This window comes from Sphingomonas pokkalii, from assembly GCF_003096275.1.
GTDB classification, from domain to species: Bacteria; Pseudomonadota; Alphaproteobacteria; order Sphingomonadales; family Sphingomonadaceae; genus Sphingomonas; species Sphingomonas pokkalii.
The window spans coordinates 2,771,249-2,783,406 of the sequence record NZ_QENQ01000001.1 but is presented as its reverse complement, the minus strand read 5'-3'; the positions used below and the strand labels follow the sequence as shown (position 1 = coordinate 2,783,406).

Below are 12,158 nucleotides of genomic sequence, written 5' to 3'. Positions count from 1 at the left end.
GCTCGTCAGGCTCATAACCTGAAGGCCGCAGGTTCAAATCCTGCCCCCGCAACCAATCACCAACACACCAAACCGCCCCAGGAACTCCTGAGGCGGTTTTTTTATGCCTGGTTTCCCGCGCTTACACCCGAGCCGCGTGACCTGCTCCCCGTTTTCAGGCCGGATCGGCGATTGCGGGGCTGCCGGCGGGCTCGGAATCGCCCGTCCATCCATCCCTCAGCTTCGGGCGAGCAGTCTGCGCGCCTGCAGCAGATGCGGTGCATCGATCATCTTTCCATCGATCTGGAGTACCCCGGCATCCGGTGCATCCTCGAACGCGGCGACGACGCGCCGCGCAAATGCGATTTGCGCGGCCGTGGGCGTGAAGGCGGCGTTGATCGTCGCGATCTGGGCCGGGTGGATCGCCATCATCCCGGTAAAGCCGTCACGGGCGGCGCGATGTGTGAACCGGCCAAGGCCTTCGAGGTCGCGAAAATCGGGATAGACGGTTTCAATCGCCGGCACGCCGGAGGCATGGGCGGCGAACAATGCCAGCGCCCGTGCCATTTCATAGGGCGGCGTGAAGCTGCCATCGTCTTCGCGGCTTGCGGCAGCGCCGATGGCCGCAGGCAGATCCTCCGCTCCCCAGGTCAGTCCTGCCAGCGGGACGTCGCAGCCGGCATAGCTGCCCAGCGCGAAGATGGCTGCCGGGGTTTCGGTGGCGATCGGGAGAATGGGGGCGGCGATGGCGGATGCGGCGAGCCGCGCGGCCAGCGCCCGTACGCTGGGTGCCCCCTCCGCCTTGGGCAGGACGATCCCATCCGGGGCCAGTCCGTGGAGCGCGGCCAGGTCATCCGCGCAGAAGCTGCTCCCCAGGGGGTTTATCCGTACCAGCACGCCGCTCGTACCGCGCGGCGCCTTCAGATATTCGGCAACCGCCGCCCGTGCCATCGCCTTCGCCGAGGCGGCGACCGCGTCCTCCAGATCGAGGATCAACGCATCCGCACCACTGGCCGCGGCTTTCGCGAAGCGATCGGGCCGGTCGCCGGGCACGAACAGCAGCGAACGCCAGTTCATGCCGGCCGCCGGTGGAGCAGCGCGGTGCGCAGGCATTGGCAGACGATGTCGTCGCGCTGGTTGCGCAGCCGGTGGGTGAAGGTGACGATCCCCGCTTCCGGCCGCGACCGGCTATCCTTCAGCGCGTGTACTTCGGTTTCGGCGCGCAGCGTGTCGCCGATGAATACCGGATTCGGCATCGTCAGCTGGTCATAGCCCAGATTGGCCACGAGCGTGCCGAGCGTGGTGTCCCCGACCGACAGGCCGACCATCAGCGCGAAGGTAAAGGTGCCGTTGACGAGGATCTGGCCAAATTCGCTGGCGCGCGCCGCTTCGGCATCGAGGTGCAGCGGCTGCGGGTTATGCGTCATGGTCGAGAACAGCAGATTGTCGGTTTCGGTGACGGTGCGGCGGATTTCATGGACGATCCGGTCGCCTATCTGCCATTCGTCATAGTAGCGGCCAGCCATCATGCCTCTCCCGGTGCGACACGCGCGAGCACCATGCCTTCGGTCACCTGCGCGCCCTCGACGACCTTCAGTTCGGCGACAATCCCATCAAAGGGGGCAACAAGCGCCTGTTCCATCTTCATCGCTTCCAGGACCAGCAGCCGTTGCCCGCGCGTGACCGTCTGCCCGCTGGCGACCAAAACCGCAATCACGCGTCCTGGCATCGGCGCGAGCAGGGCGCCGTCGCCTTCGCTCGCGCCGCCGCCAAGCTGACCGACGCGAGGGGGCCCGAACGGCCAAGCCTCGCCGCGAACGAACAGAACGCCGCCAACGGGTTCGGCTCCCTCCAGCGCCGCAGGCACCGTGCGATGTAGTCGGCCTGCAACCTCCACCGCCACCTGATCCGCGGGCGCTGCGTTGGCGCGAAAGCCGCGGAGCGCGGTCCAGGGATCATCGGTGACCGGCGGCAGGATCGCTGCCGCTGCTGCCGCGACGATGGTCGGCCCGGGCTCGGCCGGGGGAATCAGCGCCTCGGCGTGGCGGGCGATGAAGCCGGTATCGACGCGGCCCGCGACGAAGTCCGGATGGGCGGCAGCGCGGGCGACGAACGCGGCATTGGTCCGTACCGGCCAAACCTGCGTCCCCGCCGCCGCCGCTGCCAGCCGCTGTGCTGCCTCCGCACGGGCCGCGCCGTGGACGATCAGCTTTGCGATCATCGGATCATAATGCGGGGTTACGGCACCACCTTCCTCCACCCCGCTGTCGACGCGCACCCCGGCGGGAAAGCGAAGCCGGTCGAGCGGGCCGATGGAGGGCAGGAAGCCGCTACTCGGGTTCTCGGCATAGAGCCGCGCCTCCATCGCCCATCCGCGGATCGCGAGTTGATCCTGCGTCTTCGGCAGCGGTTCGCCCGAGGCGACGCGGAGCTGCCATTCGACAAGATCTTCGCCGGTGATCATCTCGGTGACGGGGTGCTCGACCTGGAGGCGCGTGTTCATTTCCATGAACCAGATGCGGTCGGCACGCAGGCCTTCTGATCCATCGGCGATGAACTCGATCGTGCCTGCGCCGACATAGTCGACCGCCTTGGCGGCCCGTACCGCCGCGTCGCACACCGCGGCGCGGGTGGCCTCGTCCATACCGGGGGCGGGGGCTTCCTCGATCACCTTCTGGTGGCGTCGTTGCAGCGAACAGTCGCGCTCGAACAGGTGGACGACCTGGCCGTGCGTGTCCCCGAATACCTGCACTTCGATATGGCGTGGGCTGAGGATATATTTCTCGATCAGCACGCGATCGTCGCCGAACGCCGCCGCTGCCTCGCGTCGGCAGCTCTGCAGCGCCTCGGCAAAGTCGGCGGGCGCGTCCACGTGGCGCATGCCCTTGCCGCCGCCGCCGGCCACTGCCTTGATCAGCATCGGATAGCCGATCGCATCGGCCTCCGCCTGCAGGCGTGCCGGGTGCTGGTCCTCACCCAGATAGCCGGGGGTGACCGGCACGCCAGCGGCGATCATCCGTGCCTTGGCGGCGTCCTTCAGACCCATCGCCCGGATGCTCGCCGGCGGCGCGCCGACCCAGACCAATCCGGCAGCGACCACCGCTTCGGCGAACGCGGCATTTTCGGAGAGGAAGCCATAGCCGGGGTGGATCGCCTGCGCCCCCGTGCGGCGGGCGGCTTCCAGGATGCGATCCTGCCGTAGATAGCTGTCCGCGGCAGCGGCGGTGCCGATGCATATGGCTTCGTCCGCTTCGCGCACAAACGGCATCGCCGCATCGACATCCGAATGGACGGCGACGGTACGGATGTTCAGCCGCCGCGCGGTGCGGAGGATGCGGCGGGCGATCTCGCCGCGATTGGCGATCAAGAGGCTTTCGATCATCGCATCACATCCGGAAAAGGCCGAACTGCGCCCGTTCCGGAATGGGCGCGTTCAGCGTGGCGCGAAACGCGAGGCCAAGGACGTCGCGGGTCTGCACGGGATCGACGACGCCATCGTCCCACAGCCGCGCCGTGGCGTAATAGGGGTTGCCCTCATCCTCATATTTCTGGCGGATCGGCGCCTTGAAGGCTTCGGCCTCTGCGGCAGTCCAGCGCTCGGCATCGCGGTGGACGGTCGCCAGCACGCTGGCCGCCTGCTCACCGCCCATCACCGAGATGCGGGCATTGGGCCAGCTGAACAGGAAGCGCGGGCCATAGGCGCGCCCGCACATCCCGTAATTACCGGCGCCGAAGCTGCCGCCGATCAGCACCGTGATCTTCGGTACCGAGGCGGTGGCGACCGCGGTCACCAGCTTGGCGCCGTTCTTGGCGATGCCCTCCGCCTCATATTTGCCGCCGACCATGAAGCCGGAGATGTTCTGGAGGAACAGCAGCGGAATCCGCCGCTGGCAGGCCAGTTCGATGAAGTGCGCGCCCTTCAGCGCGGATTCGCTGAACAGCACGCCGTTATTGGCCAGGATCGCCACCGGCATGCCCCAGATATGGGCGAAGCCGCATACCAGCGTGGTGCCGTAGAGCGCCTTGAATTCGTGGAACTCGGATCCGTCGACGATCCGCCCGATCACTTCCCGCACGTCATAGGGTGCGCGCACGTCGGTGGGCACGATTCCGTACAATTCTTCCGGATCGAGCCGCGGCGGGCGCGGGGGCGCCAGTGCGATATCAGGCGCTCGTACCTTGCCCAGCGTGGCGACGATGTCGCGAACGATCAGCAGCGCATGCTCGTCATTCTCCGCGACATGGTCGACCACGCCCGATCGCCTCCCATGCGTTTCCGCCCCGCCCAGTTCCTCGGCCGAAATCTCTTCGCCGGTCGCCGCCTTCACCAGCGGCGGGCCGGCGAGAAAGATCGTGCCCTGATTGCGGACGATCACGCTTTCATCGGACATCGCCGGAACATAGGCGCCGCCGGCAGTGCAGCTGCCCATCACGCAGGCGATCTGTGCAATCCCCTCCGCCGACATCTGCGCCTGGTTGAAGAAGATGCGGCCGAAATGCTCGCGATCGGGGAACACCTCGGCTTGGTGCGGCAGGTTGGCGCCGCCGCTGTCGACCAGATACAGGCAGGGAAGGCGGTTCTCGCGCGCGATTTCCTGCGCGCGCAGATGCTTCTTCACCGTCATCGGGAAATAGGCGCCGCCCTTCACCGTCGGATCATTGGCGACGATCATGCATTCGCGGCCGGAAACGCGGCCCACACCGGCGATCATGCCGGCGCCGGGCGCACCATCGTCATACATCCCGTTCGCCGCCAGGGCGCCGATCTCCAGGAACGGCGCGGCGGGATCGAGCAGCCGGTCGACGCGGTCACGCGGCAGCAGCTTGCCACGAGCGACATGCCGCGCGCGATGCTGTTCCGAACCGCCCAGGGCGTTCTGCGCCGTCCGCTCCCGCAAGGTCGCGGCGAGCGCACGGTTGTGCGCTGCGTTGGCAGCGAAGCCATCGGAGCCGGCATCCACCAGCGAGCGCAGGATGGTCATTGCGCGCGCCCGACCAGTTCGCGGCCGATCAGCATCCGTCGGACCTCGTTGGTGCCGGCACCGATGTCGAGCAGCTTGGCGTCGCGCCAGTAGCGCTCGACAGGCCAGTCCTTCGTATAGCCCGCGCCGCCCAGCGCCTGGATCGCCTCGCCCGCCACTTTTACAGCGCTTTCCGAGGCGAGCAGGATGCAGCCCGCGGCGTCGAAGCGTGTCGTGCGCCCGGCGTCGCAGGCGCGTGCGACGGCGTAGACATAGGCACGCGCGGCATTGAGCGCGACGTGCATGTCGGCGATCTTGGCCTGCATCAGCTGGAACTCGCCGATCGGTCGGCCGAACTGCCGACGCTCGCGTACATAGGGCAGCACCGTATCGAGGCACGCCTGCATGATACCGAGCTGGATACCGGAGAGCACCACCCGCTCATAATCCAGCCCGGACATCAGCACGGTCACGCCGCCATTGAGCGGCCCCATCACTTGCGAATCCGCCACGAAGCAATCGTCGAACACCAGCTCGGCCGTGGGCGAGCCGCGCATGCCAACCTTCTCGATCCTCTGCCCGATCGAGAAGCCGGCGAAATCCTTCTCGATCAGGAAGGCGGTGATGCCGCGCGAGCCGGCGTCGGGATCGGTCTTGGCATAGACGACCAGCGTATCGGCATAGGGCGCGTTGGTGATCCAGAACTTGGTGCCGTTCAGCCGCCAGCCACCGTCCACCTTGGTCGCGCGCAGCTTCATCGACACCACGTCGGAGCCGGCGCCCGCTTCGGACATGGCGAGGCTGCCGACATGCTCGCCCGAAATCAGCTTCGGGAGATATCGGGCCTTCTGCTCCGGGCTGGCCCAGCGACGGATCTGGTTCACGCACAGATTGGAATGCGCGCCATAGCTCAGCCCGATCGCGCCCGATGCGCGGCTGATCTCCTCACAGGCGACGACATGTTCGAGATAGCCGAGCCCCAGCCCGCCATCCGCTTCCTCGACGGTGATTCCGTGCAGCCCCAGTTCGCCCATTTCCGGCCACAGTTCCCGGGCGAAACGATCCTCGGCATCCACGTCGGCGGCAATCGGGGCAATCCGATCGGCGGCGAAGCGCTGCACCGTGTCGCGGATCATGTCCGCCGTCTCGCCAAGGCCGTGATCGAGGGTCATCGCGCTCTCCTGCATCTTATTTGGCCTCACTTTAGGGCGGGCCATCGCCGCCGCAAAATTGAAACACGCGCAAGATGATCATAGAGATTGTCTATGATGGATCGCTATCATCTGCGCTATTTCCTGGCGGTGGTGGACACGGGTAATTTCTCGCGCGCCGCAGCCGCCTGCAACGTTTCCCAGCCGACGCTTTCCGTGGGCATCGCCCGGCTGGAGGAGGCGCTCGGGCGGGTGCTGTTCCACCGCACCAATCGTCGCGTCGCGCTGACCGATGCGGGAGCGGGGCTACTCGCCCATGCGCGTGCGATCGAGGCGGGATTCGCGGCCGCGGAGCGTGACGTATCGAACGCTTCTGTCGTGTCGGTGCTGCGCATCGGGGTGCTGACGACGATACCGCCCCACTGGATCGAGCGATGGCTTGCAGCCTGGCCAGGGGAGCGGGTGGAACTCGTCGAAGGCAATGAGCGTGAATTGCGTGGCCGGCTGGCGCGTGGCCGCATCGATGTGGCGCTCACGATCCTTCGGGACGGTGATGATCGCGCGGCGGGCCAGCATTTGCTGACCGAAGGCTATGCGCTTGCGATCGGCGCGACGCATCCGCTGGCGGAGCGACCTGTGCTCCGCGCCGAGGAACTTGCGCACGAACCGATGATCGTTCGCCGGCATTGCGAGATGCTGTCGGAGACCAGCCGCTTCTTTGTCGCTCATGGCGTGCGCCCGCCTTTTCCTGCGCGGACGACCAACGACGAGCGTGCTCTGGCCTATGTGCGGGCCCGCTTGGGGATTACCGTGATGCCTGCCTCCTTCCGCGCGCCAGGCGTGGCCCGCGTGGCGCTGGAGGGATTCGACGCAATGCGAGAGATCGGGCTGGTATTTGCCGGGCATAACGCGCCGAGCCTGCCGCTCATCAATGCGCTGGGGGAAGCCGTACGCGGGTAGGCCGCCCTGTGCCGCATCCCCGCTACGGGCCCTGGTGGAGCAACGGTCTATCGGTGCAATGGCGTATCGCGTTCATATCGGCGCGGTTTGGCAGGACTGGATCGGGTTCGGCGGCAAGGCCGCTGTATCGGTGCTTTGCGGCGGCCTATGCGGGATCACCACGCCTGTCGCCTCATGCCTTCACGGCGCGCGCGATGGGGCGTGGCCACGGACCGGAAGCGACAGGTGATTGCGGGCAGACCATCGACCATCGAACGCACGCCAGACACCGGGCAGCATTCCGATCATCGCATCGGCGCGATGGATGTCCGGGTAGCGATCGCCGACATGGCCTCTGCCACGGCATTGCGATCCAGGTTGGAGAAGCTTGCGTCGGTGGTGTTTCCTGCCGTGATCGAGCAGGTTTTCGACGGTCTTCCGATCGATGACGACCTGCTGGAGATTGACAGGCTGGACCTGGATCTGGGGAATATCGCCGCCAGCACGCTGGAAGCCGATGCGGCGAAGGCGTTGCGGGCGCAGCTTTCCGACCAATTGGCGACGGCGTTGCACAGGGCACGACAGGGCGAAGGTGCAGCGGCGCGGCTGCGGGAGGCATCGGCTGGCAGGCTGCACCGACTGGAAGCTTATCTCCTGCATGGGGTGACGGGCTTTGCCGGGGCTGGGGTGGCGTTCGACCTCGCCGCCGAAGCTCGGCTGCTGGCCCGTGAGCGGCCGGCAGCGCTGGTTGCGATGATGCGCACGCATGGTCGGAACCGCCGGTTCCTGGAACGGCTGGTATTGCAGAGCGATCCGCGGGCGTTGCGACACTGGCTGCGCCTGCTGGCGCCGCGCGACGCGGTCGTCATCCTGGCGCTGTTGATGGATATCGAACTGGTGCACCGACGCGCACCGATTGCCGTGTTGGGACGCCTGCCGCAGAGCGAATTGCGGCGGATGCTGTGGCTCACGACGCTGGAGTTCCTGTTGCGGGATGCGGGCAGCGATTTCAACCGGCGCCGGTTCCTTGCCGCCCTGATCGGGCGCGAAGCGGCAAGGCTCGGCCTGTCCCTCGATGCGCTGCTGGCATTGTTTGCGGAAGCCGTGGAAATCGCCGCGGCGCGGGCTCCGCTGCGCTCTTCTCTGCCCGGTACCTTGTGGGCCCTGCTGGCCGAGCGACGTGGGCGGGCCGGCGAAGACGCGGCTGTGGTGTGGGCGGGGCCGGGGCGGGCGGTGGCATTGGCGGCGTTCCCCGGGGGCATCACGGCCTCTGGCGAGCAGCTATCACCGGCAGATCGCGCGCTGTTGGCCGAAGCCGTTGAACGTCTCTTTTCCCTGCACGTCGCGGACCCCTTGGCCGATATGGATCTTCGGTCCTTCAAGATTCTGTTGGAAGATGCCGTGCACGCCGCGCTGGTGGCGACCAGCGGTCAAGGTCCCTGGCGACGGCAGGCGGCGTGGAAGCGTATCGTGCGGCGGCTGGCGCAGGTGGCGGAGCAATCGCCATCGGCGATGGCTGGCCTGCTCCATGCGCGATTGCGTGCCGCGCAGAACCCGGCGGCAATCTCGCATCTCGTATCCGAGGACCTGGACCGTCGCAGCCTGGTGCAAGCATATTTGCAACGTGGCACGCCGGAGGCTGGTGGGGCGGCGCTCGCCGGAATCGGTGCAAGCGATCCCGAATGGCTGGTGGCGGAGGCGCGGGCGTGTGCCATCGCGGACCCTCTGAAGATCAGGGCGCTTGCCGTGCGGATGCTCGACTGGTTGATGCCTGGGGAACTGGTGCCGCTCTTCGACCCGCCGGATCCTGCCGCGTTGCTGCGGTTCGCGCAGATGACCGGCGGCGGGGACCGGCCATTCTGGGAAGAGTGGCTGATGGCCGCACTGCGCGGCGAGCCCGGTCCGGCTCCGAAGGCGCGCGACCACCCACGGGTTCATCGGCCGGATCGGCTTGCCACGTTCCGTACGCACCTTGACGAAGCAGACACCCGCACGGAACTGGAGATCGTGGCGGCGAGGATGTCGCCGGCCGCCGCGGAGCAATGGCTCCTCGACCTTGCGGAGGCGGCACCGGATGGCGACGATCCTTTGCAGATCGCCCATGCGGCCCGCGACGCGGATGCGCGAAGGGGCGTGCTGCTGCGCGCCGCTGCCGCGGGTCTTGCGGGCAAGGATGTGGCGGTGGCGAACGTCGGTCCATCTGCGCGACGGCCAAGGCGCCGCCGCACGGGGGCTGCGGATTCGTCGTCGGCGCTCGATCGGGAGCGGTTGTTGGCCTGGTTGGACGGGGCCGAGGCAAGTGCGGCGGAGGCGGAAGCGCTAGTCGCGCTTTTCCAGCAGCTTGCCGATACCGGTGACGAGCAGTTGATCGCCCATCTGAAGGCGCGCCGCGGCAGCGGCCGCGCGCGGTTGCGCTGGGCGACGGTGCTGCCGACGCAGGGGCTGGGCAGGCTGATCCATCTGCTTGCGCCCGCCGAAGCTTCCTCGCTGGTCGATGGCGCGCTGCTTCTGGCCGCTGCCTGGCGCCAGACTGCGACCTTCGGTTCGCCCCGACCAACCGAGGAGGATATCTGGAAACTCCTGCTGGATCGAACGGCGCAACCGGGGCGGCTTTCCGTTCCTGCGCTGTTGCAGGGGTTGATGCGCGATCTCGCGGGGAAGGGTGTGGATCGCCTCGACAAGGTGCGTCGTCGCGTCGGAAAGCTGGCCAGCGACGGTGGCCATGCGACGCTGACGGCGGCGTTTCGCCGCGCCGCGCCGGTGCGGCGCCCGCAGGCCGAGGCCAAGGTGCGGGCGGAGGCCGGCGGTCCGCAGGAAGAAGAGCCCGCGCACCCCCTGTATGTCGGCAATGCCGGCTTGGTGCTGCTCAACCCGTTCCTGCCGAGCCTGTTTGAGCGGCTGGGCCTATTGACGATCGATGCAACGGAGAAGCCGCTGATATTGCCGGGTGCCGATGCATCCCGCGCGGTGCATCTGCTGCAATATCTGGCGGAGGGGCGGCTGGATCGTTCCGAGCCCGAACTGGTGCTCAACAAGCTGCTCTGCGGGCTGCCGACCGGGACCCCGATCGTCCGCTCGATCGAGCCGGTGCAAAGCGACCTCGATATCTGCGACGATCTTCTGCGTGCCGTGATCGCCAACTGGCCGAAGCTGGACCAGATGACCGTCGATGCGTTGCAGGAAACCTTTCTCGTCCGCGAGGGAAGGTTGCAGTATCGCGACGATCGGTGGCGCCTGCGCGTGGAGCGCAAGGCGCTCGACGTGCTGACGGATCGGCTGCCCTGGTCGTTTTCCGTCCTCTACCATCGCTGGATGGCAGCGCCGATCCACGTCACATGGTAGAGGGAGTGCGGCCCGTGACGCCCCTTGCGGCGAATATCCGGGCGATCGAGGCTGAACTGGACTGGCTGGAGGCGGTGATCGCCGCACGGCTTGCCGCCTTTGCCGATCCCGCCGCCAGCCCGCAGGCGCCGTTACCCCCGATGCTGGACCACGCCACCGCCCTTGCCGAAATAGTGGATAGCCTGGCCCTCGATGCGGCCGACCGATTGATTCTTGCATTGGTGCTTGCGCCGTGCCTTTCGCCGGCGCGGCTCGATCCGTTCCTGCTGCGGAACGCGGCGATTGAGCGCCGCTTCACCGAGTTCGGCGGGATTGCCGGGCAGGTGCACGGCGGGCTGGTGCCGACCGCGGAAACCGCACGGTTCCTGATTTCCTTCGGCCCACTGCGGCGGGATGAAATGCTCGATCCGGCGTTTCTGTTCGATCACCTGCTGGTGCGCCGCGGTATCATAGAGATCGATCCCGCGCCCATGGGCGAGCCGCCGCTGGCCGGCATCATCCGGTTGACGCGTTACGGTCTGCACCTCGCGTTGCGCGGCGAGAAAGAAGCTATGCAGGCCGGCATGGAGTTTCCGGCAGAGCGGATTTCCACACCGCTCGATTGGGATGATCTTGTCGTTGATGCGGCGACGATGCGCCAGATTCAAATGGTCGGGCACTGGATCGAACATGGCGGGAGACTGATGGGGGAGTGGAAGCTCGCCCGCCGCCTGAAGCCGGGGTATCGCTGCCTTTTCCACGGCCCGCCCGGTACGGGCAAGACGCTGGCGGCATGCCTGCTCGGCAAGCGCCACGGACTTCCGGTCTACCGTGTCGACCTGTCGCGGGTGGTTTCCAAATGGATTGGCGAAACTGAAAAGAACCTGGCCGCGCTGTTCGATCAGGCTTGCGATCGCAACTGGATCCTGTTCTTCGATGAGGCGGATGCGCTGTTCGGCAAGCGGACTGAAGCCCATTCGGCGAATGATCGTGCCGCGAACCATCAGATCGCCTATCTGCTGCAGCGGCTTGAGAGCTATCCCGGGATCGCTATCCTGGCATCCAACCAGATCGATCATCTGGATGCGGCCTTTGCGCGACGTTTCCAGTCGATCATCCTGTTTCCCCTGCCGGACGCCGTCTGCCGATTGCGGCTGTGGCGCGAAACCTTTTGCGGCGACGGCTTCACGCTGGCGGAGGACATCGATTTCCCCGCAATCGCATCCACCTATCCGCTTGCGGGCGGCGCGATCATCAATGTCCTGCGCCATGCTGGCCTGATGGCGGCACCGCGCGATCCGCCGGTGGTTCTGCGATCGGATATCCTCGAGGCGATCCGACTGGAGATGAAGAAGGACGGCCGACACGTAATCTGAAGCGCCACCCGGCGCACGGAAGCAAAGAGAGGTTGCCGATGACGACGCCGCAAGTCACTTCCGGAACGCTGCTGAAATGCAGCTTTGGTTCGGTGCCGACCGCACTGGTGGTCTTGCCCGATCTTGGCGTCACGGCAAGTGCGCTGCCGGCTGCGACGGTTCTGGACAACAAGGCGATGATCAATGTGCCCAGTTTCGGCATGTGTTCCTCGATCGCCAACCCGGCGGTGGCGGCGGCGACCGCTGCGGCAATGGGATCGTTGACGCCGATGCCGTGCGTGCCCGTGCTGGCAGCCCCCTGGACGCCCGGGGTGCCAAAGGTGACGATTGGCGGGATGGCGGCGCTCGACACCAAATGCACGCTGATGTGCAGCTGGTTGGGCACCATCGAAGTGTCGATGCCCGCGCAGGCTACGGTTACGGTTCCCTGA

9 protein-coding genes are annotated in these 12,158 nt (G+C 66.8%); 4 read left to right on the top strand and 5 right to left on the bottom strand.

Going from position 1 to position 12,158, the window contains the following annotated elements; all coding sequences use genetic code 11:
- Positions 1-216 precede the first annotated feature (216 nt).
- The 5 genes from DD559_RS12745 to DD559_RS12725 are packed head-to-tail and all read right to left on the bottom strand — an operon-like array spanning position 217 to position 6,112.
- The gene (locus DD559_RS12745) at positions 217-1,056 is read right to left on the bottom strand and encodes an HpcH/HpaI aldolase/citrate lyase family protein (RefSeq protein ID WP_116469508.1); all 840 of its coding nucleotides are present in this window, start codon (positions 1,054-1,056) and stop codon (positions 217-219) included.
- Complete coding sequence (locus DD559_RS12740; RefSeq protein ID WP_116469507.1) at positions 1,053-1,505, bottom strand: MaoC family dehydratase; 453 nt, start codon at positions 1,503-1,505, stop codon at positions 1,053-1,055. The genes DD559_RS12745 and DD559_RS12740 overlap by 4 nt, the downstream gene beginning before the upstream one ends.
- Complete coding sequence (locus tag DD559_RS12735; RefSeq protein ID WP_116469506.1) at positions 1,505-3,361, bottom strand: acetyl/propionyl/methylcrotonyl-CoA carboxylase subunit alpha; 1,857 nt, start codon at positions 3,359-3,361, stop codon at positions 1,505-1,507. Before DD559_RS12735 ends, DD559_RS12740 begins: the two co-directional genes overlap by 1 nt.
- Before the next feature lie 4 nt (positions 3,362-3,365).
- Entirely contained in the window at positions 3,366-4,961 is a 1,596-nt protein-coding gene (locus DD559_RS12730) for a carboxyl transferase domain-containing protein (RefSeq protein ID WP_116469505.1), read from the bottom strand.
- Entirely contained in the window at positions 4,958-6,112 is a 1,155-nt protein-coding gene (locus tag DD559_RS12725; RefSeq protein ID WP_116470895.1) for an acyl-CoA dehydrogenase family protein, read from the bottom strand. Before DD559_RS12725 ends, DD559_RS12730 begins: the two co-directional genes overlap by 4 nt.
- Before the next feature lie 93 nt (positions 6,113-6,205).
- Between DD559_RS12725 and DD559_RS12720 the strand changes: the two genes are divergently transcribed.
- The 4 genes from DD559_RS12720 to DD559_RS12705 all read left to right on the top strand — a co-directional run bounded on the left by DD559_RS12720 (position 6,206) and on the right by DD559_RS12705 (position 12,158).
- The gene (locus tag DD559_RS12720; RefSeq protein WP_116469504.1) at positions 6,206-7,051 is read left to right on the top strand and encodes a LysR family transcriptional regulator; all 846 of its coding nucleotides are present in this window, start codon (positions 6,206-6,208) and stop codon (positions 7,049-7,051) included.
- A 201-nt stretch (positions 7,052-7,252) separates the two neighbouring features.
- Positions 7,253-10,372 carry a contractile injection system tape measure protein gene (locus tag DD559_RS12715; protein ID WP_116469503.1) on the top strand — a complete coding sequence of 1,040 codons (3,120 nt, stop codon included), beginning with the start codon at positions 7,253-7,255 and terminating at the stop codon, positions 10,370-10,372.
- A gap of 14 nt (positions 10,373-10,386) precedes the next feature.
- Positions 10,387-11,727: an ATP-binding protein gene (locus DD559_RS12710; RefSeq protein WP_165831088.1), complete on the top strand. Its 1,341-nt coding sequence runs from the start codon at positions 10,387-10,389 to the stop codon at positions 11,725-11,727.
- Between the two features lie 38 nt (positions 11,728-11,765).
- Entirely contained in the window at positions 11,766-12,158 is a 393-nt protein-coding gene (locus DD559_RS12705; protein WP_116469501.1) for a DUF4280 domain-containing protein, read from the top strand.